The following is a 25,177-nucleotide window of genomic DNA, read 5'->3' as shown; positions in this document are numbered from 1 at the left end:
CTGGCGTTCTGATTCCCCACCCCATGGTACACCTCATTGGCCTCTCGGGCCGCCGGGGCAGCGGCAAGGACACCGTGGCCCGCATTCTGCAGCAGCTCCAGCCCGAGCGCATCTGGCAGATTCGCTCCTTCGGCGACTCCATTAAGTCCGTTTGCGCTGCCCTCACGGGCGAAGATGTGGCCCCGTACTACTCCCAGCGCGGCAAGGCCGAAATCGTGCCCACCTTCCACCGCACGCGGGGCGAAATGCTGCAGCAGGTGGGCCTGGCCCTGCGCGCGTGGGAACCATTGGTCTGGGTCGATGCCTTCTTCGCCGCCCTGCCGCCCGATGCCTTCGTGCTGGTGCCCGACATCCGCTTTCCCAACGAGGCCGACCCCATTCGGGCCCGCGGCGGCCTCATGCTGCGCGTGGAGGGCGACCCGCTGCACCAGCGCGGCGACGGCACCCGCGACGACAACCACCCCAGCGAAGTCGCCATGGACGACTACCCGCACTTCGCTGCCACCCTGCACAACACCGGCTCGCGCGACGACCTAACCCAACAGGTGCGCGAGCTGCTGGCGCGGCTGTAGAAGTTAGAATGATGAAAACTATCCCGATAAAAGTCTGGAACTGGATAGAAATGCTGCACCATCCGATTGCGGCTATTGCCCCCTCATCAGCAAGCAATCGAAACCGCTGGGTAGCCATTCATTACGCTACCAACGGGCATGCTATTGCAGTGCAGCCACCGCATCGCTATTGTGTTATCGACACAGAATTTGATACTGCGCTCTTGAAACAGCATACGGAGTTTGGGGATGAAGATTTAGCAATTGTTAATCAAACAACGTCTTACGCGGCTAATGTTACCGAACTGTATGTTCTATTAGGCAATCTTGAGATTGACCCTAAATCATTCACCGCACCTTGACTTGTCGAGCATCCGCTACTATAGCTGCTATTTTATCGTCCTACCTTTGTCCCATCCCACCCAGAATTCTCTTTCAAACCAATCCGAAACCCACTATGGCCACCGGCTTTTTCAACGTCCCCGTCCCGATTAACGAACCCGTCAAAGGCTATGCGCCCGGCTCGAAAGAGAAGCTGGAGCTTCAGCAGCAGCTCAGGCATCTGAAGAATCTGGAGCTGGATATTCCCATGCACATCGGCGGGCAGGAAGTCCGCACCGGCGACCTGCGCCGCATGAGCCCGCCGCACGACCACCAGCGTACCCTTGGCCACTTCCACTACGGCACGGCTGCCCACGTTACGCAAGCCATCGACGCGGCTCTGGCTGCCCGCACCGCCTGGGCCGATATGCCCTGGGAGCACCGCGCCGCCATCTTTCTCAAAGCCGCCGATTTGCTGGCCGGCCCCTACCGCGCCCGCATCAACGCGGCCACCATGCTGGCCCAGAGCAAAAATGCCTTCCAGGCCGAAATCGACGCCGCCTGCGAGCTGATTGACTTTTTCCGCTTTAACGTGCACTTCATGCAGCAGGTGTACCAGCAGCAGCCCGAGAGCCTGCCCGGCATGTGGAACCGCTTGGAACAGCGTCCCCTCGAAGGCTTCGTGTTCGCCCTCACGCCGTTCAACTTCACTTCCATCGCCGCCAACCTGCCCTCCTCTGCTGCCATGATGGGCAACGTGGTGGTCTGGAAGCCCGCCGATACCCAAATCTACTCGGCCCAGGTGCTGATGGAACTGTTCGAAGAAGCCGGCGTACCGGCCGGCGTCATCAACATCATCTACGCCGACGGCCCGGTGGTAGGGGACGTCATCTTCAAGCACCGCGACTTCGCGGGTATCCACTTCACCGGCTCCACCAAGGTATTCCAAACCATCTGGCAGGAAATCGGCCAGAACATCGCCAACTACAAGTCCTATCCGCGCATCGTGGGCGAAACCGGCGGCAAGGACTTCATCGTGGCCCACCGCTCGGCCCACGCCAAGGCCGTGGCCGTCGGCATTTCGCGCGGCGCGTTCGAATATCAGGGCCAGAAATGCTCCGCCGCTTCCCGCGTCTACTTGCCCTCGAACCTGGCCGATGAAATCCTCGGCTACGTGAAGGAAGACCTCGCCTCCTTTAAAATGGGCGACGTGGAAGACTTTGGCAACTTCATCAACGCCGTTATCAGCGAAGTTTCCTTCGATAAACTCGCCCAGTACATCGACGGAGCCAAAGCCGACCCCAACGCTGAAATAATCGCCGGCGGCGGCTACGATAAGTCGAAAGGCTACTTCATCGAGCCTACCGTCATCCTGGCCAAAGACCCGAAGTACATCACGATGTGCGACGAGCTGTTCGGTCCCGTCGTCACGGTGTACGTTTACGATGCCGATAAATTCGAGGAAACCCTGGAGCTAGTTGACACCACCTCGCCCTACGCCCTAACCGGGGCCATCTTCGCCCAGGACCGGTACGCCATCGACCTGGCCTCTAAGAAGTTGGTGCACGCTGCCGGCAATTTTTACATCAACGACAAGCCTACCGGCGCGGTCGTGGGCCAGCAGCCCTTCGGCGGGGCCCGCGCTTCCGGCACCAACGACAAGGCCGGCTCCATCCTTAACCTGCTGCGTTGGGTATCGCCCCGCACCATCAAAGAAACCTTCGTACCTGTAACGGACTACCGTTATCCCTTCCTGGGGGCCGCTCCGGCCGAGGATTTGAACCGCGATAAAGGCTTGTAAGCCCAACGAAAAAGGCCCGCATCGAGTGATGCGGGCCTTTTTGCTATATATCCTCTCTGTTCCGATAATCGGGGTCTTCCGAATCAAATCGAATAGCTAGCTGCGTAATTCCGGTGTCTTCATAAATATCGTGCAGGCGCAGCGTCAGGTCGAGTTCAGGAATCAGCAGCTCATCCGTGAACAGCGTCAGCGCCGTAAACGACCACAATCCGCTTTCCTCGCGCCGGAACCATTCGACCAGGCAGGTTGCTTGCGACACTAACAGGTAGTGGCGTAGCGAAGGCAATTGTTTGTATTGATTGAATTTCCAGCTGCGGTCACGGGTTTCGGTCGATTTCGAGAGCACCTCAATCACCAGCGTCGGCGATTTCATGGTACGCTCGGCCAACAGGTCGTCGGGCGCACAAGTCACCATTACGTCCGGGTAGTTGTAGTAGCGTCCGTGTTCAACTGCTAGCTGAACGCTTTCGAAGAACGTTCGGCAAGTTTTGCCGCGCAACCCGGCGCGCAAAGCCGAGTAGCAGTTGCCGATGAGCAAATTATGCCGGGCCGTGCCGCCCGCCATCGCAAACACTTCGCCTTCGAAGAATTCGTGGCGCACGCTGCTTTGCTCTTCCAGCGCCATGTATTCTGCCACCGTGTAGCGCCTGACTGCGGGTTTTTTCTGTTCCATAAGTCGGAGTATTATCCCCAAAGATACCCCCGCAAACCCGTCCGTTTCCTTTGGCATTGCGCCCCAACCCCGTGGGCGTTACCTTTGCCCTTCAGCGCCCGTGAGGCCTGTGCACTATATAATTGACCGCTATGTACCTAGCCCTGCCCGTCAACGGTTATCAGCCGTCCGATTACCTCCCGATACTCATTCAGTTTGGTCTGGCGCTGGCTTTTGTAGCTTTCGCCATGATTGTTTCGCACCTCGTGGGCCCCAAGCGCCACAGCACCGTGAAAGACGCCTCCTTTGAGTGCGGCATCGAGTCGGTGGGCAACGCCCGCACCCCAATTTCGGTGAAATACTTCCTCACGGCCATTGTGTTCGTGCTGTTCGACGTGGAAGTCATTTTCATGTATCCCTGGGCCGTGAATTTCCGCGCCCTCGGCCGGGCCGGTTTTATCGAGATGATTTTGTTTATGGCGCTGCTACTGGCGGGCTTTTTCTACATCATCAAAAAGGGCATCCTGCGCTGGAATGAAGCACCGGCCAGCCAAACTTTCGCTACCGCCCCGATGTTGGAAAAGCAGCCCGCTTCTGTATCGAAGGCGGCCTAATCCGCTAGTTCTCTATCCCTATGGTTGACACCCGCGTTCCCGAAATTAAAACCGTTGAAGCCCCCGAGGGCGTTGAGGGTGCTGGCTTCTTTGCTACCTCGCTGGAAAAAGTGGTGGGCATGGCCCGCGCCAACTCGCTCTGGCCCCTGCCCTTCGCCACTTCCTGCTGCGGCATCGAGTTCATGGCTACCATGGGCTCGCACTACGACATCTCGCGCTTCGGCTCCGAGCGGCCCAGTTTCTCGCCCCGCCAAGCCGATTTGCTGATGGTGATGGGTACCATTGCCAAGAAAATGGCCCCCATTGTGAAGCAGGTGTATGAGCAAATGGCCGAGCCCCGCTGGGTGCTGGCCATGGGCGCTTGTGCCTGCTCGGGCGGCATTTTCGACTCGTACTCCGTGCTGCAGGGCATCGACCGCATTATCCCGGTCGACGTGTACGTGCCCGGCTGCCCGCCCCGCCCCGAGCAGGTCATCGACGGCCTGATGCGCGTGCAGGACCTGGCCCGCAACGAATCCTTCCGCCGCCGCAACGCCCCCGAATACCAGGCGCTACTGGCGTCTTACAACATCAAGTAATTGAGCTGTTAGCCATTAACTGTTAGCTGTTAGCTCCGTGGGGCAAAGCAGACAACGGTTATACGACAAGCTAACAGCTAATAGCTCCCAGCTAACAGCTAAGAAATGACTCCTCAAGATGCTGCCGCCGCGCCCGAAGTGCCCGTTGCCGAAGACCCGATAAAGGCCCAGAATGCGCAGGTATTGGCATTGCTTACCCGCCTGTTCGGAGAGGGTACGTTCACCGACGTGCACGAGCCCTACGGCCTGCTCACGGCGACCACTACGCGGGAGAAAATCCACGCAGTTATTGCCGGCCTGCAGCAGGACCAGGAGTTGAAATTTCACTTCCTGACCACGATGTGCGGCATCAACTACCCCGAAAATCCGGGCCAGGAGCTGGGCATGATTTACCACCTGCACAGCATGACGAAGAACATTCGGCTGCGCCTGAAAATCTTCTTCCCCATCGTTGACCCGGTGGTTCCGACCCTGACTGACCTCTACAACTCCGCCAACTGGATGGAGCGCGAAGCCTACGATTTCTACGGCGTCGTCTTCACCAGCCACCCCAATCTCATTCGCATCCTCAACGTGGAGGACATGGACTACTTCCCAATGCGCAAGCAGTACCCGGTAGAAGACGGTACCCGCGAAGACAAAACCGACCTGTTTTTCGGACGATAAAATTTGGTGGTTGTTCGTGCTTGGTGCTTGGCACAAACAGAAGCGTGACCAGGCATTAGCATCAGACATTAGCTACCAAGCACCAACAACCAAGCACCAGGCACCAATAACAATGGCAGTAAACGACGCCCTGGCAGGCACCCACAAAATCATCGAAGAGGCCGCTGCCCAGCGCCCCGGCCAGTTGATGCCCATTCTCAACGACTTCAGCCAGGAGCTGACGACGTTGAACCTGGGCCCGACGCACCCCGCCACGCACGGCATTTTCCAGAACATCCTGCAAATGGATGGCGAGCGCATCGTATCCGGCGTGCCCACCATTGGCTACATCCACCGGGCGTTTGAGAAGATTGCCGAGCGCCGGCCCTTCTACCAAATCACAACGCTCACCGACCGAATGAACTACTGTTCGTCGCCCATCAACAACCTGGGCTGGCACATGACGGTGGAAAAGATGCTCGGCGTGACCGTGCCCAAGCGGGCGCAGTACATCCGGGTGATTATGATGGAGTTGGCCCGCATTACCGACCACCTCATCTGCAACTCCATTCTGGGGGTGGACACGGGCGCGTTCACGGGCTTTCTCTACCTGTTTCAGGAACGGGAGAAGGTATACGAAATCTACGAAGAGGTGTGTGGGGCCCGCCTCACCACCAACATGGGCCGCGTGGGCGGCATGGAGCGCGACCTTTCGCCAGCCGCTATCGCCAAGCTCCGCGCCTGGCTGAAAAGCTTCCCGGTGGTGATGAAGGAGTTCGAGGACTTGTTCAACCGCAACCGCATTTTCATGGACCGCGTGGTGAACGTGGGCCCTATTTCGGCGGAAAAGGCACTGAGCTATGGCTTCACCGGCCCCAACCTGCGGGCCGCGGGCGTCGACTACGACGTGCGCGCCATGAACCCGTATTCCTCCTACGAGGACTTCGAGTTCGATATTCCGGTGGGCACCAACGGCGACACCTACGACCGGTTTATCGTGCGCAACGAGGAAATCTGGCAGAGCCTGCGCATCATCAATCAGGCGCTCGACAACCTGCCCGAAGGCCCCTACCACGCCGACGCCCCGCACTACTATCTGCCCGACAAGCCGGACGTGTACAAGAACATGGAGGCACTGATTTACCACTTCAAAATTGTGATGGGCGAGATTGACGCGCCCGTTGGCGAGGTGTACCACTCGGTGGAAGGCGGCAACGGCGAGCTGGGTTTCTACCTGGTTTCGGACGGGGGCCGCACGCCTTACCGCCTGCACTTCCGCCGGCCGTGCTTCATTTATTACCAGGCTTATCCCGAAATGGCCGTGGGCACCACGCTCTCCGATGCCATTGTTATTCTCTCGTCCATGAACGTCATCGCCGGCGAGCTGGACGCCTAGTTTTTGTTGAAACTGACTGCTATGGAGCCGACGACCTCGCCCACGAAACTGCAATTCTCGCCCGCTGGCCAAGCGGAAATCAAGCGCCTGCTCACGCACTACCCGGCCGACCGGAGCAAGTCGGCGATGCTGCCGATTCTGCACATCGCGCAGGCCGAATTCGGCGGCTGGGTGAGCCCGGAGGTGCAGGACCTGGTGGCTGAAACGCTGAACATCAAGCCGATTGAAGTGTACGAAGTAGCCTCGTTCTACACCATGTACAACCTCAAGCCGGTGGGCAAGCACGTGCTGGAAATCTGCCGCACGGGCCCCTGCATGCTGCGCGGCTCCGACGAACTGACCGAGCACCTGGAGCGCATCACCGGAGCTAAAGTGGGCGAAACCTCGCCCGACGGCCTGTTCACGCTGAAAGAAGTGGAGTGCCTGGCTGCCTGCGGCTTCGCCCCCATCGTGCAGGTGCGCGAGAAATATTACGAGGAGCTGCACACGCCGGAAGCGGTGGATGCCATGCTCAACGAGTTGCGCAGTCTGGTGCACCGCCCCATTTTGTCGTGGGAAGAAAACAGCCTGCCCAACTCCGTTCAAAATAACTAAACAGCTGGTCTCCAGCCCAACGCCTACCATTATGGGACGCAAGCTATTAACCGAACACATCAACGTCGAAGGCATTAACACCTTCGAAGTGTACCGCAAGCACGGCGGCTATCGCTCCGTGGAGAAGGCGCTCAAAACGATGACGCCCGATGAGGTCACGGAGGAAGTGAAGAAGTCGGGCCTGCGCGGGCGTGGCGGCGCGGGCTTCCCCGCTGGCATGAAGTGGGGCTTTCTGGCCAAGCCGGAGGGCGTGCCGCGCTACCTCGTCTGCAACGCGGATGAGTCGGAGCCCGGCACCTTTAAGGACCGGCAGCTGATGTCGAAACTGCCCCACCTGCTCATCGAGGGCATGATTACGGGCAGCTACGCTTTGGGCGCACGCACCAGCTACATCTACATCCGTGGCGAGTTGTTGTACGTGTTGCGCATTCTGGAAAAGGCCATTGCGGAGGCTTACGCGGCGGGTTTCCTGGGTGAGAACATCCTCGGCTCGGGCTACTCGCTCGACTTGCACGTGCATCCCGGCGCTGGTGCCTACATCTGCGGTGAAGAAACCGCGCTGCTGGAATCGTTGGAAGGCAAGCGCGGCAACCCGCGCAACAAGCCGCCATTCCCGGCCGTGCAGGGGCTATACGCCCGCCCCACGGTGGTGAACAACGTGGAAACCATCGCGGCGGTGCCGATTATCGTGAACGAGGGCGGCGACGAGTACGCCAAAATCGGCGTCGGGAAAAGTACTGGTACCAAGCTGATTTCGGCCTGCGGCCACGTCAACAAGCCGGGCATCTACGAAATTGAATTGGGCGTGCCGGTCGAAGAATTCATCTACTCCGATGAGTACTGCGGCGGCATCTGGAAAGGCCGAGACCTGAAAGCAGTAGTAGCCGGTGGCTCGTCGGTGCCGATTCTGCCGAAGGAGCTCATTCTAAAAACCGCCGCCGGTGAGCCCCGCCTGATGACCTACGAGTCGCTGAGTGACGGCGGCTTCATTACGGGCACCATGCTGGGTTCGGGCGGCTTCATTGCGATGGACGAAACGACGTGCATTGTGAAAAACACCTGGAACTATAGCCGCTTCTACCACCACGAGTCGTGCGGGCAGTGCTCGCCCTGCCGCGAAGGCACTGGCTGGCTGGAGAAAGTGCTGCACCGCCTGGAGCACGGCCACGGCTCGATGCACGACATCGACCTGGTCGTGAGCGTGGCCAAGCAGATTGAAGGCAACACCATTTGCCCGCTGGGCGAAGCGGCCGCGTGGCCGGTGGCGGCAGCAGTGCGCCACTTCCGCGACGAGTTTGAATGGCACGTGAAGCATCCAAAAGAAGCTACGGCTCCCGGCGCAGTTTATCGCGGCGCGGCGGTATTGGCGTAACCCTCTTAAAAAAACGTCATGCTGAGCTTGCCGAAGCATCTCTACCGCTTCGTTGAGTTGATTGAATTACTTACTAGGTAGAGATGCTTCGGCTACGCTGCGCTTCGCTCAGCATGACCTAATAATCCGATAAACCAATGGCTAAAATAACCTTCGACGGCATTGAGGTGGAAGTTCCGGATGGAACGACCATCCTGAACGCGGCCCGCCAGATTGGCGGTAGCATCGTGCCGCCCGCCATGTGCTATTACACCCCCCTGAAGGGCTCGGGCGGCAAGTGCCGCGCTTGCCTAGTGAAGGTTTCAGCCGGCTCGGCCAAAGACCCGCGTCCCATGCCTAAACTGGTAGCCTCGTGCATCACGACGGTGCAGGACGGCATGGTGGTCGAAAACACCATCAACCAGCAGGTGATGGATGTCCGCAAGGGCATTGTGGAGATGCTGCTCATCAACCACCCACTCGACTGCCCGGTGTGCGACCAGGCCGGCGAGTGTAGCCTGCAAGACTTTGCCTTCGAGCATGGCCTCAGCACCACCCGCTACGAGGAAGAACGCCGCACGTTCGAGAAAATCGACATTGGCCCACTCATCCAGCTGCACATGACGCGTTGCATCCTGTGCTACCGCTGCGTGTACGTGGCCGACCAGCTTACGCCCGAGCGCGTGCACGGCGTACTGGGCCGCGGCGATGCCTCGGAAATTGGCACCTACATCGAGAACATCATTGACAACGATTTCAGCGGCAACGTCATCGACGTGTGCCCGGTGGGCGCGCTGACCGATAAAACCTTCCGCTTCAAGCAGCGCGTGTGGTTCACGAAGCCCGTGAATGCCCACCGCGACTGCGAAACCGACAAGTGCGCCGGCCACGTCACGCTCTGGTATAAAGGAAAAGACGTGCTCCGCGTAACCGCCCGCAAGGACGAATACGGCGAAGTGAAGGAGTGGATTTGCAACACCTGCCGCTTCGATAAAAAGGAAACCTCGGACTGGACGCTGGAAGGCCCGGCGCATATCAACCGTTCCTCGGTTATTGCCCAAAACCATTATGAGCTGCCGGTAGTGAACCCGCAGGTGCTGGCTGACTTGCCGGAAAGCACTACCCGCGAATTGGAACGCAACCCGCCGTTGCGATTGGGTGGCCTGAATAACTAAATTAATCGTCTGTCATGCTGACGAAGGAAGCATCTTATCACCGCTGCTTTCGTCAGAATAAGTTACCCGAGCCCTGCGAACGTGATAAGATGCTTCGCAAGCTCAGCATGACAATTACACTATGACTCTCCCCGCTCTGGGCTGGCAAGGCCTCGTCGTTCTGGTAGTATTCGGCGTTTCGCTGCTGATTGCCACCTATTCCACCTACGCCGAGCGCGTGATTGCCGCGTTTCTGCAGGACCGGGTGGGCCCGGACCGTGCCGGGCCTTTCGGCCTGTTGCAGCCGCTGGCCGACGCCGTGAAGCTTTTCACCAAGGAAGAATTCTTTCCCGCCGGGGCCAACCGGGCGCTGTTCGTGTTCGGTCCATGCTTGGCCATGACCACCGCGCTGATGTCGTCGGCGGTCATTCCGTTCGGCAACGTGCTGCAGTTTGGCGAAACCGCTATTCATCTGCAGGGCATTGAAATCAACGTTGGGATGCTGTATGTGTTCGGCATGGTGTCGCTGGGCGTGTACGGAATTATGATTGGTGGCTGGGCCTCGAACAACAAGTTCTCGCTGCTCGGTGCCATCCGCGCCGCCTCACAAAACATTAGCTACGAGTTGGCGATGGGCCTGGCCCTGATTGCTATCCTGATGATTTCACACACCTTGTCGCTGCGCGAAATCACGTTCCAGCAGGCTTCGGAAGCGCCGTTTGTGTGGCGCGACATTTTCAACTGGAATGTGATGAAGCAGCCGCTGGGCTTCATCATTTTTATCGTGTGCGCCTTTGCCGAGACCAACCGCACGCCCTTCGACCTGCCCGAGTGCGAAACGGAGCTGATTGGCGGCTATCACACCGAGTACAGCTCGATGAAAATGGGCCTGTACCTGTTCGCTGAATACATCAACGTATTTGTGGCTTCGGCCGTGATGAGCGTGCTATACTTCGGCGGCTTCAACTTTCCGTTCCAGTACGAACTGCGCGATTGGTTGGTATCGAGCCGTGGGCTGGAGCTGGTGACGGCCCAGAACATCATCACCATTGTGGGTCTGTTGGGCCTGTTCGGCAAAATCTTCGCCTTCATTTTCTTCTTCATGTGGGTGCGCTGGACGCTCCCGCGCTTCCGCTATGACCAGCTGATGCGCCTGGGCTGGACCATCCTCATCCCGCTGGCTATTTTTAACATCCTGCTCACGGGCGGCCTGATTACGTTCGGCGTAATTAAATAACGACCTATGGAATCCTTAAGCAACCGCGCCAAAGTTCTCGAAAAGAAGCCCATGACCCTGGCCGAGCGGGCCTACCTGCCGGCAATTTTCCAGGGTTTGTCGATTACGATGCAGCACTTCTTCCGGGCGGCGACCAAGAAGCAAATCACCATTCGCTACCCCGAAGAGACGCGCCCTTTCTCCCCGGTTTTCCGCGGGCTGCACGTGCTAAAGCGCGATGAAGCCGGCCGCGAGCGCTGCACGGCCTGCGGCCTCTGCGCCGTAGCCTGTCCCGCCGAAGCCATTACCATGGTAGCCGGCGAGCGTAAGAAGGGCGAAGAAGGCCTCTACCGCGAGGAGAAATACGCGGTGAGCTACGAAATCAACATGCTGCGCTGCATCTTCTGCGGCCTGTGCGAAGAAGCCTGCCCCAAAGCCGCCGTGTACCTGCAAGCCGATAAAATGGCCCCGCCGCGCTTCGAGCGCGACGAGTTCATCTACGGCAAAGACCGACTGGTAGAGCCCGTGACGCCGGATAACCGCTCAAAGCGCGGCATTCAGCTCACGCCCGAGCAAGCCGATAAGCTGCGCACGCAGCTGGCGTAATCGCCTGTCATGCTGACGAAGGAAGCATCTTATCACCGCTGCCTTCGTCAGATTTAGTTATAACGCCGAGCGGCGCAAGCGTGATAAGATGCTTCGCTGCGCTCAACATGACAGATTTATGTCTCTTTTTCTCTTTCTCACCTTCGTGGCCCTGCTGAGTGCATTGGGCGTAGTGCTGGCCAAAAATCCGGTGCACAGCGTTCTGTTCCTCATCCTCACGTTCTTCACGCTTTCGGGCCACTATCTGCTGCTAAATGCGCAGTTCCTGGCCGCCGTGAACATCATCGTGTACGCGGGAGCCATCATGGTGCTGTTTCTGTTCGTGATTATGTTCCTGAACCTGAACGAAGATACTGAGCCGCACAAGCCGGCTTTGGCTAAATTCGCGGCCGCCATCGCCGGCGGCTCTCTCCTGCTAATATTGGTGGCCGCGATGCGGAACATCAATCCTGCTGGCTACGATGCGGCGACGTTCGATTCGCAAATCGGCATGGTTGATAAGCTAGGCATGGTGCTGTTCCGCGACTACGCGCTGCCATTCGAGCTGGCCTCCATCCTATTGCTAGCCGCCATGGTGGGCTCGGTGATGCTGGGCAAGCGCGAAACGGGCGAGCGAAATTTTTAACGTTCCTGAAAGAATTCTAACCCAAAAAGAGCGTCCGGTCGGGCGCTCTTTTTGCTTTTCAGCGACTCGGGCTTTGGGGCGGGCGACCCCTCTTTCTAGGTGGCAGGCCCGTAGCCAGCTCATTTTCAATTGGGAAAAACCCAGCTGTAGTCAGGGCCTTTTGCAGCGAGGAAAGCCGGTGAAATTGCTGCATTAGTTCCGAAGCGAATAGTAGTACCTGTTGCGCAAGGGCTGGTAGCGACACCAAGCTGCGCAAAATCGTCGCAATGAACTGATAGAGCGGACTGCCGCGCAAGGCCTGATTATTCAGGTAGCCTTCGAAGCGTTCCATCACCGCGTCGAAGGTCGCTTCGGGCTGGGCGCGGGCCGACTCGGCCAGCAGGTAGGGCCAGGCTTGGGTATCGTAAACCTCGGGCTGGCGCAGCCAGTCTACCGATAGAAGTAATGACAGCAGCTCAGAACGCCTGTTGTTGTTGATAAGCGCATGGGCTTGCTCCACGAAGGTGAGCAGCCGGCGCGGCCCGGCCCGGCGGCCGCGTGGCTGGGATACGGGGGCCGGCGGATGATTCGTCGTCGCTAACAACAAGGCTTCATCAAACTCGAATGCCTCCAGGAAACGGCGGAGCATCTTGGGCTTTTGCAACAGGAGCTGCCGCAGAAACCCCAGTCGTTCGCGGTCATTGGTGCGGTTCCAGGCGGCGGTTAGCAACCGGGCACGGCGGTCTTTTTCAGTCAATACTGCGGAGGCAATCGGGACTATCTCGGGTTCGTCGTTGCTAAACCAGTCGAGCACGGCTAAGCCCAGGGCGATGCCGTGCTTGCACACATCGCCGTAGTCATAGGGACAGTCGCAATAGATTTTCGGCGGCTTGCCAGCGCGGATAGTTAGCTCGACGCGGTAAGTTTCGGTGCCTTCTACATTGGCTTTGAAGACGTCGTCGGTGCGACGAATAAGGCCTACGGCATTGTCTTCGTAGTACGCGCTACCGCGCTCGAAAATCTTGCGCGGCACCAGGGCTTCTAAATCAGCTTCCGTAAACATAGCGCGTGGCTTGAATAGCAGCAGGTGTTGGCAAAAATACAGAAGCGGCCTTTCTTGGCTCTCGTTTTGGCCACTACGCAAAAGAGCCGCGCCTAATGGGCACGGCTCTTTTATTTATCCATAATTTATTGAACGAACTATCAATCGGTAGTTATCACATAATTGGCCTTACCATAGTTGGTGGGTCCATAATTAATTATATGAGCCCGTAGCGGCACCCGCCTGCACCTGCGCAATAACCGTGGCGTGCATGGGCTTGGAACGGTAAGTTGGCACCCGCATCTCATGTACCGGCGAAGCCACCAGCTGCACTTGCATGAGCGAGGCAGTAAGAGCAGTCCAGAAGAGGAAGACGGCGGCGAAAATGTACAGGTTAGACATGGATGCGAGTGCTTAAGTGGTTAACTGATACAAACCTACTAAGTCGGGGCACCGGCGGATTTTCAACTTCGCCCAAATAGACTCGCCGTTCGTTAAAGACGCTTAATTACCCGGTAAACGATTGATTTTATGGCATCAATTCCGAACTATGTGCAGGACCGTACTCAATGCGGTGCGCAGGCTGACGTGCGGCGAAAGCCATCAGGCTGGGATAGTTTACCGGGTTTTAGCCGCAGGCTACATCCACTGTTGGGCTAGGCAGCGTGCGGACGCTTGGAGGCATGGCAGGCCAGATTGGCTAAAACGGAAGCGGCTACTGATGCATCAGTAGCCGCTTCCGTTTTACAAGTATCAATGGCACTTACAGATACGACAGCCACCAGTAAGCATGCTGCTGCTTGAAACGCTGGTACCAGCGGCAGGGCAGATACACCACCACCACGACACTGACCCATACCACATAAGCTCGCAGCAGGCTCGGTTCGTAAGCAGGCGGGTACTCTTTGGCGGCAGCAAACGAAAGGTTAATGGCCTTGCCAAAAGCCAGGGTCGTCCAAAGCCAGGCACTGCTGCTGATGAGCAGCAAGTGCAGGAGGAAATAGAAAAAAGGAACCTGACCGAACGTCCGCAGCCGGCGGCTAAGCCACCCCACCGTTTCCTCCGCACCGCTGAGCAACAAGAGCGCTACCCCGAGGGTGAGGCTGAGAAATAGCAGCGATGGCGGGTATTTGGTTACGTTCAGAAAGGAGAGGATGGTATACACCAGGTCCCGCGGCTGGACGCTCCACGGCGTGAGGTCGCCGTACCAATTGGTGGCGCGCAGTACCACAAAAAGTAGCAGCAGACCGATACCGGCCCAGCGCAGCCGCTGGTTCCGCAGGGCCAACGGCAGTTTGAACCACGGCCCCAGCACGTAGCCCGCCACCAGCACGCCCAGCCACGGCCCCAGAGAATAGGCCACCAGCAACGGGGGCAACCCGGGCAGTGGCAATACAAATGGGGTGTTGTGCAGCATAGCCCACCCGGCATTATCTGCCGTTACGGGCTGGATGGGCGACAGCAAGTTGTGCCCCGCAAGAATGACGAAGGACAACACAGCCAGCAGCCAGCGGGGCAGCCAGATTAGCCCGGCAAGCAGCACCATTCCTGCCCCAATGGCCCAAATCACTTCCAATAGCAACAGATTATAATTCCATTGCAGAATGAAGGTGATAACGACGAGTTCTACCGCTACCAGCCACAGGCCCCGCGTCAACAGAAATCGACTTGCTAAAGCGCGACTGGGCTGCTTTTGCTGATAGAGGTAGATGCTGATACCGGACAGAAAAACGAACGTGGGCGCGCAGAGGTGCGTGACCCAGCGCGTGAAAAATAGCAGCACCGAAGCCTGTGCCACGTCCTCCGGCCGCATGAGCGTAGGATTCCAGAACTCGCGCACGTGGTCAAGAGCCATGATGACCATCACCAACCCGCGCACCACGTCAATGGCTTGCACCCGCGCTGTATCGCCACGCAAACTCCGGGAAGGCTGCGGACTGACTTGGCGCTGAGTTTTTAGCTCGTGAAGGCTGGCGGGTTGGGTAGTGCGGTCGAGGTCGGAGAGCATGATGCCAATTGTAAATCATCGAATCACCTTGATTTTAGCGAGAAGCAAAGTCGCCATCCAATTACGGCAATAGTTTTTCACATTTTCCGCTACGCATTTGTAAAATTTGTTGCCCGATAAGAAATGGTTAGGAAAAGCCTGCCACATTAGTACGTAAACTACGGCAAAACCAGAAGCGGCGACTGAAATATCAGTCGCCGCTTCTGGTTACTAAAGCTTCTAAAATTCCTACTTCGCCACCACGGCCGTCTTGATGCTCAGCTCCTTGAGTTGCACCTCCGAAATGGGCGAGGGCGAATCAATCATCACGTCGCGGCCAGAGTTGTTTTTGGGAAAGGCGATGAAGTCGCGGATGCTGTCGGAGCCGCCGAAGAGGCTGCACAGGCGGTCGAAGCCGAAGGCGAGGCCGCCGTGGGGCGGCGCGCCATACTCGAAGGCATCGAGCAGGAAGCCGAACTGGGCCTGGGCTTCTTCGGGCGTGAAACCGAGCAGCGAGAACATGCGGGCCTGCACGGCGCGGTCGTGGATGCGGATGGAGCCGCCGCCCACTTCCACGCCGTTTATCACGAGGTCGTAGGCATTGGCGCGGGTCTGGCCGATGGTAGCCGGATTGTCGAGCAGGGCCAAATCCTCCGGCTTGGGCGAGGTGAAGGGGTGGTGCATGGCGAAATGGCGGTTTTCTTCCTCGCTGTATTCGAGCAGCGGGAAATCGACCACCCACAGCGGCGAGAACGTGTTGGCATCGCGCAGGCCCAGGCGGCGGCCCATTTCGAGACGTAGCTCGCTCATGGCCTTGCGGGTCTTGGCTTCGGAGCCGGCCAGCAGCAGCAGCAGGTCGCCGGGGTTGGCGTGGAAGGCAACGCTCCACTTCTGCAACTCCTCCTGCGAGTAGAACTTGTCGACCGAGGATTTCACCTGGCCGTCGGCTTCCACGCGGGCGTAGATGAGGCCGGTGGCCCCAATTTGGGGGCGCTTCACCCACTCGGTCAACTCGTCGATTTGCTTGCGGGTGTAAGCGGCGCAGGTGGCGGCGTTGATGCCCAGCACCAGCTCGGCGCTGTCGAACACGGGAAAGCCCTGGCCGCGTACCATTGCGGTGAGGTCGGCGAACTTCATTTCGAAGCGGGTGTCGGGCTTGTCGTTGCCGTAGTCGCGCATGGCGTCGGCGTAGGTCATGCGGGGCACGGTGGGGAAATCGAGGCTTTTGATTTCCTTGAACAGGTAGCGCACCAGGCCTTCGAACATGTCCAAAATGTCCTCCTGGGTTACGAAGGCCATTTCGCAGTCAATCTGCGTGAATTCGGGCTGGCGGTCGGCGCGCAGGTCTTCGTCGCGGAAGCATTTCACAATCTGAAAGTAGCGGTCGAAACCGGATACCATGAGCAGCTGCTTAAACGTCTGGGGCGACTGCGGCAGGGCGTAGAACTCGCCGGGATTCATGCGGGAGGGCACCACGAAATCGCGCGCGCCTTCGGGCGTGGATTTGATGAGCACCGGCGTTTCGACTTCAATAAAGTCCTGGCCATCGAGGTAGCGGCGCACGGCCTGGGCCATTTTGTGGCGCAGCATCAGGTTGTTGCGCACCGGGGTGCGGCGCAGGTCGAGGTAGCGGTATTTCATCCGCAAGTCGTCGCCGCCGTCGGTGTCGTCTTCGATGAGGAAGGGCGGCAGCTTGGCGGGATTCAGAATTTCGACTTTCTCGGGGCGAATTTCGATGCCGCCGGTCGGGATTTTGTCGTTCTTGGAGTAGCGCTCGGTCACCTTACCGGTCACGCTCAGCACGAACTCGCGGCCGAGCTGGCGGGCGGTTTCGCGCACGGCTTCGGCCTCCACGCCTTCTTCGAGGGTGATTTGGGTGAGGCCGTACCGGTCGCGCAGGTCAATCCAGAGGATGGCCCCCTTGTCGCGGGTGCGCTGCACCCAGCCGCAAAGGGTGACGGTTTGGCCGATGTGCTCGGGGCGGAGCTCGCCGCAGGTATGGGTACGTAGCATCTTGTCAATTAACAGGTAACAATTCGCAATTAACAATTATCGACATTCCTCTGGCAGCTTCCGACGGTCTTCCGGTCGACAACCACCTGTTAAATGTTAATGGATAATTGCTAAATGAATCTGCCGCGAAGGTAGCCACTAGGCCGCCGGGGCGAAACTCGAAATTTGGTACGGAGTATGTAATGGCCGCTAACAACGGCGTTCCTTTGTTCTCTCAATCTCCTCACATCCCCATGAAATTCCTCCCCGCGCTCGCCCTGGCCACCGCCCTATTCGCAGCCAGCACTGCCCAGGCCCAAACTAAAATCAAAACCAAAACCAAGTCCGATGCCACCGGGATGGAAATTAAATCGAAGGGCACGGCCGGCGCGGTCACGCTCGATGGCCCCATTAAGCGCGTAGAAACGCTCTCGGGCATCGACGTTTTCCCCAAGCCGAACTCGACCGACATTCTGCTGAGCTTCACCCAGCAGTTCACCAAGCCCGGTACGCTGGTGATGACCGACTACAAAAACAAGGTGATGTACCAGACCGAGCTGGACCCGGCCAACAACACCGGTGCGCCCGTGAACCTGGGCAAAATTCCGGCTGGTACTTACCTCGTGGAGGCCAAAACCGGCAACTACGTGTATTGGAAAAAGGTGCGTATTAAATACCCCGCGATGCGCCGCTAGTTGCCCTTTAGCGCTTCCCAAAACGTCATGCTGCGCTTGTCGGAGCATCTCTACCGCAGCAGTAACTGATTACTCTTCGCGGTATAGATGTTTCGATAAGCGCAGCATGACGTTCTTTTTGGCCCGGCGGGCAACCGTGCATTTTACCGTTCTTTTGCATTGTTTTATTCCCACGCTTCTATGAAAATCACCCCGTTTCTACTCCTTCTGCTGGCCCTCACGGCTTTCGCGCCCAAGCCCAAGCTCACCACCGTGAAGCTGGCCTCCACCCTGTCGGTGGGCGTGCCCAAGGAGTTCGCGGCCCTGCCCGACGACGGCATTGCCGTGAAATACCCCTCGCCGCGCAAGCCGCTGGCCGTGTATTCCAACCCGAGCGGGCGCGTTGATTATAGCGTGGCCGTGCGCCCCACCACTTTCGAAAGCTTCGACTACGGCGTACTGCTGAAGATTTATAAGTCCAGCATCCAACGGCTCTACACCAAAGTCGATTTCATCAAGGAGGACATCCGCACCGTGAACGGGCGCGACTTCATTTACTTCGAATTTGTATCAACCGTGTCGGATACCCGCCGCAATAGCCAGCTGACGCCCATCAGACGGTACCAGGTGGTGCAGTATGCCATCGAAGGCACGCAGCTCTATGTGTTCACCTTTGTGGCCCCCGCCGATGAGCAGGCCCAGTGGCAACCCACGGCCCAGGCCGTGATGGGAGCCATCGTGATGAAGAAGTAAGCCGTGGCTGCCCCCGACGATGAGTATTTTATGGGCCAGGCCCTGGCCGAAGCCGAAAAAGCCCTCGCCGCCGATGAAATTCCCATCGGGGCCGTGGTTGTGTTCGAAAACCAGATAATCGGACGGGGCTACAACCAAACCGAGCGTTTGCGCGACGTAACCGCCCACGCCGAGATGCTGGCCCTGACGGCTGCCGCCAATCACCTCGGCAATAAATACCTGGCCGACTGCACGCTGTACGTCACCATCGAGCCCTGCGTAATGTGCGCCGGGGCCAGCTACTGGGCCCAGCTAAAGGCCGTGGTGTTTGGCGCGGAGGAGCCCAAAGTGGGTTTTCGACGCCACGGGCAGCTGCTGCACCGGCGCACGCAGCTGCGCAGCGGTATCCGGGCGGCGGCCTGCGCCGGACTGATGCAGCAATTTTTCAGTATGAAGCGGAAATAATCTACTTTTGAAGCATAACCGATGATAAGCGCAACCATGCGCGCGGCCGGCGAGTTAAACAGCTACACTTCCCACGCTCTCTTCACCAACCCAAACCCTTTTAGTTATGGCTTTCGAACTTCCCAAACTTCCGTACGCTTACGATGCGCTCGAACCTACGTTTGACGCGCAAACCATGGAAATTCACCACGGCAAGCATCATCAGGCGTACGTGACCAACCTGAACGCGGCCGTCGCGGGCACGGAAATGGAGAACCAATCCATTGAGGAAATCCTGCACAACATTGCCAAGGCTCCCGTGGCCGTGCGCAACAACGGCGGCGGCCACTACAACCACTCCCTGTTCTGGACCATTCTGTCGCCTAACGGCGGCGGGCAGCCCACCGGGGCGGTGGGCGAAGCCATCACGAAAACGTTCGGCAACTACGACAAATTCAAGGAAGATTTCACCAAAGCCGCCACCACGCGCTTCGGCTCGGGCTGGGCCTGGCTGTGCAAGCAGGCCGACGGCTCGGTGCAAATTTGCTCGACCCCGAACCAGGACAACCCGCTGATGCCCGAGTCGGGCTGCAAGGGCATCCCCGTGCTCGGCCTCGACGTGTGGGAGCATGCCTACTACCTCAAGTACCAGAACCGCCGTCCCGACTACGTCGCGGCCTTCTTCAACCTCATCAACTGGGACGAAGTGAACAAGCGTTTTGCCGAAGTTTACGCCGCTTAGCTTCGGGCGTAGCAATTTGATATTATTGCCCTAAAAGGCCCGTCTCCCCCCGGAGGCGGGCCTTTTTTTTATGTGCGATAACGCCAGAAAATCAGTCAAAAACAATTCGTGTACGTACCTGCTTTATCACCGCGCTTCATCAAACCCGGTGGCCTACGCACGCCGCCACTTTAATCGACCTTATGTCAAGCAAAGCTTTTGAGCCCGCCAAACTGGGCAACCTCACCCTCACCAACCACCTTGTAATGGCCCCCATGACGCGCAGCCGCGCCCTGGGCAACGTGCCCAACGAGCTGATGGCTGAGTATTACCGCCAGCGCGCTACCGCTGGCCTCATCATTACCGAAGGCACGTCGCCCTCGGCCGATGGCCTGGGCTACGCCCGTATTCCCGGCTTGTTCAACCAGGAGCAAGCCACCAACTGGCAGCGCATTACAGAAACCGTGCACCACCACGGCGGCCATATCTTCATTCAATTGATGCACGCCGGCCGCGTGTTCCACCCTCTCAACCTGCCCGAGGGGGCCGAGGGGATATCCCCATCCGCCATTGCCGCCAAAGGCCAGATGTGGACCGACCAGCAGCAGATGCAGGACCAGCCCACGCCCCGCGCCCTGCGCCCGGAGGAAATTGCCAAAGTGCGCGACGGGTTTGTGCAAAGCGCCAAGCTGGCCATCGAAGCCGGTTTTGATGGCGTGGAGCTGCACGGAGCCAACGGCTACCTGTTGGAAACGTTCCTGAACCCCGCCAGCAACGAGCGCACCGACGAGTACGGCGGCAGCATTGAGAACCGCGCCCGCTTCGTGCTCGAAGTTACCAAGGCCGTAGCCGAGGCAATTGGTCCCGAGCGCACCGGTATCCGCCTCTCGCCCTGGGGCGTGTTCAACGACATGGCGGCTTATCCCGAGACGAACGAAACTTACGCCTACTTGGCCGAGGGGCTTCAGAAAATCGGCATCGTATACCTGCACCTCGTCGACCACCAGGCCATGGGTGCCCCGGCCGTACCGGCCGAAGTCGTTCCGCTCATCCGCGAGAAATTCACCAACACCCTCATCCTGAGCGGCGGGTACGACAACGTCGAGCAGATTGATGCCGCTCTAGCTGGCAACGCCGACCTCGTGGCCATTGGCCGTCCCTTCATCTCGAACCCCGACCTCGTGGAGCGCCTCGAAAAAGGCCTGCCCCTGGCCGAAAGCGACCAGGCTACCTACTACGCCCCCGGCCCCAACGGCTTCGCCGACGGCTACACCGACTACCCCACGGCCGACGGCCAGCCCGCCGGCACGTTCTCGCCCACCTACGAGGCGTAAAATAGCCCTCAACGGCTAAATAAAGCCCCTGCGAAGCTCGCCCCCGGCCGGGCGCTTCGCAGGGGCTTTTTTATTTATCTTTGACGGTCGTGGGCCGTGCGCCGCGCCTGCATCTGTCTTATCCCACCCCTTTTGCCCCGTTCCCGCATGAATACGAAGCTGCGCCTTACTGTCCTGAGTTTCCTCCAGTTCTTCATCTGGGGCTCGTGGCTGATTACGATTGGCGCTTATTGGTTTCAAACGAAGCAATGGTCCGGGGCCCAGTTTGGGGCCATCTTCTCGACCATGGGCATTGCTTCCATCTTCATGCCCTCGCTTATGGGCATCGTGGCCGATAAGTACGTGAACGCGGAGAAGCTCTACGGCATCCTGCACATTCTGGGCGGTATCGTGCTGCTCACCGTCCCGCTGGTCGATAACCCCACAACCATGTTCTGGGTGATGCTGCTGAATATGATTTTTTACATGCCCACGCTGTCGCTGTCCATCGCCGTCTCGTTTTCGGTGCTGAAGACCGAAGGCCTCGACGTGGTGAAGGACTACCCGCCCATCCGGGTCTGGGGCACCATCGGCTTCATCGTGGCGCTGTGGACGGTGAGCCTGCTCGGCTTCGAGAAATCACCCAACCAGTTTTACGTGGCCGCCGGGGCTGCCATCCTGCTGGGGCTGTATGCGTTCACGCTGCCCAAGTGCCCACCGCAGTCGGCCAATTCGTCGAGCCAGAGCTTGGTAGAAATTCTGGGTCTCAAGTCATTTGCCCTGCTGCGCGACCGCAAAATGGCGACCTTCTTTATTTTCGCCCTGCTGCTGGGAGCCGCCCTGCAGCTCACTAACGCTTACGGCGACACCTTCCTACACGACTTCGACCAGAACCCGGCGTACAAGGACACCCTTACGGTGAAGTACCCGGCCATCATCATGTCTATCTCGCAAATTTCCGAGACGCTGTTCATCCTGGCCATTCCGTTTTTTTTACGGCGCTTCGGTATCAAGCAGGTGATGCTTTTCAGCATGATTGCCTGGGTACTGCGCTTTGGCCTGTTCGCCTACGGCAACCCCGGTCAGGGCCTCTGGATGATTATTCTCTCGTGCATCGTGTATGGCATGGCCTTCGACTTCTTCAACATCTCGGGCTCGCTGTTCGTCGAAACCCAGACGCAGCCCAGCATCCGGGCCAGCGCCCAGGGCCTGTTTATGATGATGACCAATGGCTTCGGGGCCGTGCTGGGCAGCTCGCTCAGCGGCCTCATCATTCAGCACTACTTCACCAATGCCAACGGCGTGAAGGACTGGCACAGCATCTGGCTCACGTTCGCGGGCTACTCGCTGGCCATTGCCGTGCTGTTCGTACTCATTTTCAAGCACAAGCACACCACCCAGTCGGTCGAGGATGCGTCGCACGTTGCGCCGCTACTCTCGGTTGAGCAAGCCTGAGTAAGCTCGGCAATACAAGATTGGTATAAAAACAGTCTGTTTTTAGTATAAAGAAAAAGCCCGCCCTGCATGCGCAGAGCGGGCTTTTTCTTTATTGCACCGGCGGTTAGGCTGGCACACGCTGGCTGCTTACTTGTTGCCGAAGAAGAACTCGCCTTCAATCTGGGCGTTTTCGTCCGAGTCGGAGCCGTGTACGGCGTTGGCTTCGATGCTCTTGGCGTACTTCTTCCGGATGGTGCCTTCTTCGGCATTGGCCGGGTTGGTGGCACCGATGAGGGTACGGAAATCAGCCACGGCATTTTCTTTTTCGAGAATAGCCGCCACGATGGGGCCGCTCGACATGTATTTCACGAGGTCGTTGTAGAACGGACGCTCGGCGTGCACGGCGTAGAACTCGCCGGCGCGCTCGGCAGTGAGGTTAATTTTCTGGAGCTCCACGATGCGGAAGCCGCCGGCCTCAATCATGCTCAGAATACCACCAATGTGGTTTTCCTGAACGGCATCGGGCTTAATCATCGTGAATGTGCGGTTGGTGGCCATCTTAAGGGCTAAGGAGTGAGTGATAAATAGGAATCAGCCGCAAAATTACGGCACAACGGCGGGTATTGAGCAGCAGTTATCGAACTAACTGTATTTCAACATCATCAACCGCCACTGCGCCCGCCCCGGCCTTCGCCAGGTACACTTTGAGGACATCGGCCGGATTGCGGGGCCTGGGCAGGGGAAATGCGCCGCCCACGCTCCACCACGAGCCTGACGAAGTGGGCTGGCAGGGCATTGAACGGTGCCAGTAGGCTGGCCCGCCCTGCGCGGGCTCGAGGCTGCACACGAGTTGGGCCTGCGCGTCGCCTTCGGTCTGGTAGCGCGCCGTCATCAGCAGGCGTTCGCCGCCGCCGACGCCCAGCGCCGCCGCCGTGCGGTACCACGTCAGGCCAACGGTTTGGGAATCGCGCAACCAGGCCGCCGTGCTGCCCGACAGGGCCGGGCCCTGGCCGGCGGGCGGCAGGTTGCGCCACATGGCCGGGTCGGGGCTTTCCAGGTCGGTGAAACACTGCCACTGCGGGACAACTGCCGTAGGGCGCAGCCGCCACAGCGTGAGGTGGCCGTTGGTGGCCACCGGTTGCAGCCGCTCGGTGATGAGTGGATAATTGTAGACGATATCGGTCAGGTAGCTGAAGTTTTGGGTCACCACGTAGTCGGCCGGCAGTTGGAGCGCATCGGTCAGAAAATGCGCGGCGGTGTTCACGACCGTCCATCCCGAGCGCTGGGCCAGCAGCAGCGGCAGGTTGTAGGAGCGGGCATCGAGCACGAGCAGCGTAGCCGCGCGGGGCACCCCCAGCGAGTCGAGCCACCGGGCACTGGTCCGGAAATTCAGTTCTGTGAGCCGGCCGGCATCGTCGGGGGCCTGCGTGATGCGATTTTGCTGCTCGGAGCGGGCCGCCAACGCGGCCAGCAGCAACGCCCCGGCCCCGGCCAGCCCACCCGCTACCCGCACGGCGCGCAGGGGCGGGCGGCGCAGCAACACGAGGCTGCCGGCCGCCAGCAGCACCAGCGGCAGCAGGAACGTGTCAATCAGGTAATAATCGTGCACTTCGTATTGCTTGCCCATCAGCACGTAGTAGCAGCAGCTACCGCTTAGCAGCAGCTGCCAGTGCCCGCTCCACTCCCAGCGCCCCAGCCGGCGCCCCTGCTGAACCAGCACTACCGCTACCACCGTGGCCAGCGCTCCCCATTGGGGCGGGCTCAGCAAGCTGCCGGCCCAGGCATTGAATACGTTGCGGGATATCTGGCGGGCTTCGTCAAGGGAGGTGAACGGGAGCGGCTGGGCCAGAAACATGCTGCCGTGATAAACTGCCGCCAAATGCGCGTTGTAGAGCAGCGTGCCGGCCACGAACGCAAAAGCCAGCCCATAGCACCCCGCTACCCAGCCACGACCCAGCATAGCCGCCGGGCGCCGGGGCCGCAAAACAACCAGATGGCCCAGCGAAGCCAGCAACGGAACAGCAAACGGGGTGCGCATGGCCGCCGCCGCCGCCATCAGGCCCACCCCGATGGCCAGCCAGCGGCGAGGGGCGGGCTCGCGGCCGGTTGGCGTGGCTTCCAGGGCCCGCACAAAGCAGTAATAGCCCAGTAGCACCACGCCAAAAGCCGACACGGACGGCAGGAAATTGGCCTGATAAAACACGTAAATCGGCGAAACCAAGGCGAATACTGCCCCCGCCAACCCTTTCCAAAAAGACCCGCTGGCCCGCCTGATGAGGCTAAACAGGGCCAGCAGCCCGCTCAGGCCAAATCCCAGTGTCACGAGGCGCATCACCGCCGGCGAATCGGTACCCACCAGGCCCATGAGCAAGGCTGCCAGGTACGCGGGCACCGGAAAGCCGGCCCCGGTAACTCCCTGGTCGGTGAGCAGGTTGAAAGTGGCCGGATGAAAAAAATCATAGCCCCCCTGGCGAAATTTTAAGGCTAGGGCAAACCAGTCGGCCTGGGCCCACGCGTGGTTAAAAGCCGGGTTGCTGGTAATGGAATCGTGATAGAACCACGCGCAGAGCCCCAGGAGTACCACTCCGGCCGCCAACCCCTGTTTCAGCCGGTGATTAGGCATCGGCGGCGGTGGCGACAATTCGAAAGGAGGAGGCATAAAATTTTTAAATAGGCGGCTAATGGCCCGGTAAAGTTATTTACCGGGCTTCGGCAGGGAGCCGTTCGGCACTTTTGCGCGAACCTTCCGGCG

The 25,177-nt window shown here is 59.0% G+C and carries 25 protein-coding genes and 1 pseudogene; 19 read left to right on the top strand and 7 right to left on the bottom strand.

Features of this window, described 5'->3' with window-relative positions; genetic code table 11:
- The first annotated feature begins 23 nt into the window (after nt 1-23).
- The 3 genes from ABIB44_RS18205 to pruA all read left to right on the top strand — a co-directional run bounded on the left by ABIB44_RS18205 (nt 24) and on the right by pruA (nt 2,673).
- Nucleotides 24-572 (top strand): nucleoside/nucleotide kinase family protein, encoded by a 549-nt coding sequence (locus ABIB44_RS18205; RefSeq protein WP_354586102.1) that lies wholly within the window; start codon nt 24-26, stop codon nt 570-572.
- An 8-nt stretch (nt 573-580) separates the two neighbouring features.
- Entirely contained in the window at nt 581-913 is a 333-nt protein-coding gene (locus ABIB44_RS18200; protein WP_354586101.1) for a hypothetical protein, read from the top strand.
- Nucleotides 914-1,008: 95 nt separating this feature from the next.
- Nucleotides 1,009-2,673, top strand: coding sequence for an L-glutamate gamma-semialdehyde dehydrogenase (gene pruA / locus ABIB44_RS18195; RefSeq protein WP_354586100.1), 1,665 nt, complete (start codon nt 1,009-1,011; stop codon nt 2,671-2,673).
- Between the two features lie 43 nt (nt 2,674-2,716).
- On the opposite strand, the gene ABIB44_RS18190 is transcribed toward pruA, so the two are convergent.
- Entirely contained in the window at nt 2,717-3,346 is a 630-nt protein-coding gene (locus ABIB44_RS18190) for a Uma2 family endonuclease (RefSeq protein WP_354586099.1), read from the bottom strand.
- Between the two features lie 131 nt (nt 3,347-3,477).
- Between ABIB44_RS18190 and ABIB44_RS18185 the strand changes: the two are divergent.
- From ABIB44_RS18185 to ABIB44_RS18140, 10 genes and pseudogenes are all read left to right on the top strand, one after another.
- Nucleotides 3,478-3,858, top strand: a pseudogene (locus ABIB44_RS18185) (NADH-quinone oxidoreductase subunit A); the annotation flags it as partial.
- A 101-nt stretch (nt 3,859-3,959) separates the two neighbouring features.
- Complete coding sequence (locus tag ABIB44_RS18180) at nt 3,960-4,517, top strand: NADH-quinone oxidoreductase subunit B (RefSeq protein ID WP_354586098.1); 558 nt, start codon at nt 3,960-3,962, stop codon at nt 4,515-4,517.
- Between the two features lie 105 nt (nt 4,518-4,622).
- Nucleotides 4,623-5,183 carry an NADH-quinone oxidoreductase subunit C gene (locus ABIB44_RS18175; RefSeq protein ID WP_354586097.1) on the top strand — a complete coding sequence of 187 codons (561 nt, stop codon included), beginning with the start codon at nt 4,623-4,625 and terminating at the stop codon, nt 5,181-5,183.
- A gap of 187 nt (nt 5,184-5,370) precedes the next feature.
- Nucleotides 5,371-6,558 (top strand): NADH-quinone oxidoreductase subunit D, encoded by a 1,188-nt coding sequence (locus ABIB44_RS18170; protein WP_354586182.1) that lies wholly within the window; start codon nt 5,371-5,373, stop codon nt 6,556-6,558.
- A 21-nt stretch (nt 6,559-6,579) separates the two neighbouring features.
- On the top strand, nt 6,580-7,152 hold the full coding sequence (locus ABIB44_RS18165; RefSeq protein WP_354586096.1) for an NADH-quinone oxidoreductase subunit NuoE family protein: 573 nt from the start codon (nt 6,580-6,582) through the stop codon (nt 7,150-7,152).
- A 31-nt stretch (nt 7,153-7,183) separates the two neighbouring features.
- Nucleotides 7,184-8,524: an NADH-quinone oxidoreductase subunit NuoF gene (nuoF, locus tag ABIB44_RS18160; protein WP_354586095.1), complete on the top strand. Its 1,341-nt coding sequence runs from the start codon at nt 7,184-7,186 to the stop codon at nt 8,522-8,524.
- Between the two features lie 137 nt (nt 8,525-8,661).
- Nucleotides 8,662-9,678, top strand: coding sequence for an NADH-quinone oxidoreductase subunit G (locus tag ABIB44_RS18155; protein ID WP_354586094.1), 1,017 nt, complete (start codon nt 8,662-8,664; stop codon nt 9,676-9,678).
- Nucleotides 9,679-9,799: 121 nt separating this feature from the next.
- Nucleotides 9,800-10,894, top strand: coding sequence for an NADH-quinone oxidoreductase subunit NuoH (nuoH, locus tag ABIB44_RS18150; RefSeq protein WP_354586093.1), 1,095 nt, complete (start codon nt 9,800-9,802; stop codon nt 10,892-10,894).
- Nucleotides 10,895-10,900: 6 nt separating this feature from the next.
- Nucleotides 10,901-11,479, top strand: a complete 579-nt coding sequence (locus ABIB44_RS18145; protein ID WP_354586092.1) for a NuoI/complex I 23 kDa subunit family protein — start codon at nt 10,901-10,903, stop codon at nt 11,477-11,479.
- Nucleotides 11,480-11,597: 118 nt separating this feature from the next.
- Nucleotides 11,598-12,104, top strand: coding sequence for an NADH-quinone oxidoreductase subunit J family protein (locus ABIB44_RS18140; protein ID WP_354586091.1), 507 nt, complete (start codon nt 11,598-11,600; stop codon nt 12,102-12,104).
- Nucleotides 12,105-12,162: 58 nt separating this feature from the next.
- On the opposite strand, the gene ABIB44_RS18135 is transcribed toward ABIB44_RS18140, so the two are convergent.
- The 4 genes from ABIB44_RS18135 to aspS form a co-directional block, all read right to left on the bottom strand.
- Complete coding sequence (locus ABIB44_RS18135; protein ID WP_354586090.1) at nt 12,163-13,146, bottom strand: SWIM zinc finger family protein; 984 nt, start codon at nt 13,144-13,146, stop codon at nt 12,163-12,165.
- 192 nt (nt 13,147-13,338) lie between these two features.
- Nucleotides 13,339-13,527, bottom strand: coding sequence for a hypothetical protein (locus ABIB44_RS18130; protein ID WP_354586089.1), 189 nt, complete (start codon nt 13,525-13,527; stop codon nt 13,339-13,341).
- Between the two features lie 361 nt (nt 13,528-13,888).
- Entirely contained in the window at nt 13,889-15,133 is a 1,245-nt protein-coding gene (locus ABIB44_RS18125; protein WP_354586088.1) for an acetyltransferase domain-containing protein, read from the bottom strand.
- Nucleotides 15,134-15,361: 228 nt separating this feature from the next.
- Nucleotides 15,362-17,125 carry an aspartate--tRNA ligase gene (aspS, locus tag ABIB44_RS18120; protein ID WP_354586087.1) on the bottom strand — a complete coding sequence of 588 codons (1,764 nt, stop codon included), beginning with the start codon at nt 17,123-17,125 and terminating at the stop codon, nt 15,362-15,364.
- A 233-nt stretch (nt 17,126-17,358) separates the two neighbouring features.
- Between aspS and ABIB44_RS18115 the strand changes: the two genes are divergently transcribed.
- The 6 genes from ABIB44_RS18115 to ABIB44_RS18090 all read left to right on the top strand — a co-directional run bounded on the left by ABIB44_RS18115 (nt 17,359) and on the right by ABIB44_RS18090 (nt 22,443).
- Nucleotides 17,359-17,799 (top strand): T9SS type A sorting domain-containing protein, encoded by a 441-nt coding sequence (locus ABIB44_RS18115; protein ID WP_354586086.1) that lies wholly within the window; start codon nt 17,359-17,361, stop codon nt 17,797-17,799.
- Nucleotides 17,800-17,979: 180 nt separating this feature from the next.
- Complete coding sequence (locus ABIB44_RS18110; protein WP_354586085.1) at nt 17,980-18,531, top strand: hypothetical protein; 552 nt, start codon at nt 17,980-17,982, stop codon at nt 18,529-18,531.
- Between the two features lie 3 nt (nt 18,532-18,534).
- Nucleotides 18,535-18,975 (top strand): nucleoside deaminase, encoded by a 441-nt coding sequence (locus ABIB44_RS18105; RefSeq protein WP_354586084.1) that lies wholly within the window; start codon nt 18,535-18,537, stop codon nt 18,973-18,975.
- A 106-nt stretch (nt 18,976-19,081) separates the two neighbouring features.
- Nucleotides 19,082-19,696, top strand: coding sequence for a superoxide dismutase (locus ABIB44_RS18100; protein WP_354586083.1), 615 nt, complete (start codon nt 19,082-19,084; stop codon nt 19,694-19,696).
- Nucleotides 19,697-19,878: 182 nt separating this feature from the next.
- On the top strand, nt 19,879-21,009 hold the full coding sequence (locus ABIB44_RS18095) for an alkene reductase (protein WP_354586082.1): 1,131 nt from the start codon (nt 19,879-19,881) through the stop codon (nt 21,007-21,009).
- Between the two features lie 147 nt (nt 21,010-21,156).
- A complete protein-coding gene (locus ABIB44_RS18090; RefSeq protein WP_354586081.1) occupies nt 21,157-22,443 on the top strand; it encodes a nucleoside permease in 1,287 nt (428 codons plus the stop codon).
- Nucleotides 22,444-22,572: 129 nt separating this feature from the next.
- Here the strand turns inward: ABIB44_RS18090 and ABIB44_RS18085 are convergent, their stop codons facing one another.
- Nucleotides 22,573-22,983: a nucleoside-diphosphate kinase gene (locus ABIB44_RS18085; RefSeq protein WP_354586080.1), complete on the bottom strand. Its 411-nt coding sequence runs from the start codon at nt 22,981-22,983 to the stop codon at nt 22,573-22,575.
- Between the two features lie 76 nt (nt 22,984-23,059).
- Nucleotides 23,060-25,084: a glycosyltransferase family 39 protein gene (locus tag ABIB44_RS18080; protein ID WP_354586079.1), complete on the bottom strand. Its 2,025-nt coding sequence runs from the start codon at nt 25,082-25,084 to the stop codon at nt 23,060-23,062.
- Nucleotides 25,085-25,177: the final 93 nt, after the last annotated feature.

The organism is Hymenobacter sp. UYCo722, assembly GCF_040547115.1.
Lineage (GTDB): Bacteria > Bacteroidota > Bacteroidia > Cytophagales > Hymenobacteraceae > Hymenobacter.
This window is presented reverse-complemented; position numbering and strand designations above follow the sequence as displayed.

What these genes read in the sequence shown, in the direction of transcription:
- ABIB44_RS18180 (WP_354586098.1), top strand. Translation starts at nt 3,960, where the DNA reads ATGGTTGACACCCGCGTTCCCGAAATTAAAACCGTTGAAGCCCCCGAG.
- ABIB44_RS18165 (WP_354586096.1), top strand. Translation starts at nt 6,580, where the DNA reads ATGGAGCCGACGACCTCGCCCACGAAACTGCAATTCTCGCCCGCTGGC.
- ABIB44_RS18200 (WP_354586101.1), top strand. Translation starts at nt 581, where the DNA reads ATGATGAAAACTATCCCGATAAAAGTCTGGAACTGGATAGAAATGCTG.
- ABIB44_RS18125 (WP_354586088.1), bottom strand. Translation starts at nt 15,133, where the DNA reads ATGCTCTCCGACCTCGACCGCACTACCCAACCCGCCAGCCTTCACGAG.
- ABIB44_RS18175 (WP_354586097.1), top strand. Translation starts at nt 4,623, where the DNA reads ATGACTCCTCAAGATGCTGCCGCCGCGCCCGAAGTGCCCGTTGCCGAA.
- ABIB44_RS18095 (WP_354586082.1), top strand. Translation starts at nt 19,879, where the DNA reads ATGTCAAGCAAAGCTTTTGAGCCCGCCAAACTGGGCAACCTCACCCTC.
- ABIB44_RS18100 (WP_354586083.1), top strand. Translation starts at nt 19,082, where the DNA reads ATGGCTTTCGAACTTCCCAAACTTCCGTACGCTTACGATGCGCTCGAA.
- ABIB44_RS18205 (WP_354586102.1), top strand. Translation starts at nt 24, where the DNA reads ATGGTACACCTCATTGGCCTCTCGGGCCGCCGGGGCAGCGGCAAGGAC.
- ABIB44_RS18080 (WP_354586079.1), bottom strand. Translation starts at nt 25,084, where the DNA reads ATGCCTCCTCCTTTCGAATTGTCGCCACCGCCGCCGATGCCTAATCAC.
- ABIB44_RS18110 (WP_354586085.1), top strand. Translation starts at nt 17,980, where the DNA reads ATGAAAATCACCCCGTTTCTACTCCTTCTGCTGGCCCTCACGGCTTTC.
- ABIB44_RS18140 (WP_354586091.1), top strand. Translation starts at nt 11,598, where the DNA reads ATGTCTCTTTTTCTCTTTCTCACCTTCGTGGCCCTGCTGAGTGCATTG.
- ABIB44_RS18145 (WP_354586092.1), top strand. Translation starts at nt 10,901, where the DNA reads ATGGAATCCTTAAGCAACCGCGCCAAAGTTCTCGAAAAGAAGCCCATG.
- ABIB44_RS18170 (WP_354586182.1), top strand. Translation starts at nt 5,371, where the DNA reads ATGCCCATTCTCAACGACTTCAGCCAGGAGCTGACGACGTTGAACCTG.
- aspS (WP_354586087.1), bottom strand. Translation starts at nt 17,125, where the DNA reads ATGCTACGTACCCATACCTGCGGCGAGCTCCGCCCCGAGCACATCGGC.
- pruA (WP_354586100.1), top strand. Translation starts at nt 1,009, where the DNA reads ATGGCCACCGGCTTTTTCAACGTCCCCGTCCCGATTAACGAACCCGTC.
- ABIB44_RS18085 (WP_354586080.1), bottom strand. Translation starts at nt 22,983, where the DNA reads ATGGCCACCAACCGCACATTCACGATGATTAAGCCCGATGCCGTTCAG.
- ABIB44_RS18130 (WP_354586089.1), bottom strand. Translation starts at nt 13,527, where the DNA reads ATGTCTAACCTGTACATTTTCGCCGCCGTCTTCCTCTTCTGGACTGCT.
- ABIB44_RS18190 (WP_354586099.1), bottom strand. Translation starts at nt 3,346, where the DNA reads ATGGAACAGAAAAAACCCGCAGTCAGGCGCTACACGGTGGCAGAATAC.
- ABIB44_RS18115 (WP_354586086.1), top strand. Translation starts at nt 17,359, where the DNA reads ATGAAATTCCTCCCCGCGCTCGCCCTGGCCACCGCCCTATTCGCAGCC.
- nuoH (WP_354586093.1), top strand. Translation starts at nt 9,800, where the DNA reads ATGACTCTCCCCGCTCTGGGCTGGCAAGGCCTCGTCGTTCTGGTAGTA.
- ABIB44_RS18155 (WP_354586094.1), top strand. Translation starts at nt 8,662, where the DNA reads ATGGCTAAAATAACCTTCGACGGCATTGAGGTGGAAGTTCCGGATGGA.
- nuoF (WP_354586095.1), top strand. Translation starts at nt 7,184, where the DNA reads ATGGGACGCAAGCTATTAACCGAACACATCAACGTCGAAGGCATTAAC.
- ABIB44_RS18090 (WP_354586081.1), top strand. Translation starts at nt 21,157, where the DNA reads ATGAATACGAAGCTGCGCCTTACTGTCCTGAGTTTCCTCCAGTTCTTC.
- ABIB44_RS18135 (WP_354586090.1), bottom strand. Translation starts at nt 13,146, where the DNA reads ATGTTTACGGAAGCTGATTTAGAAGCCCTGGTGCCGCGCAAGATTTTC.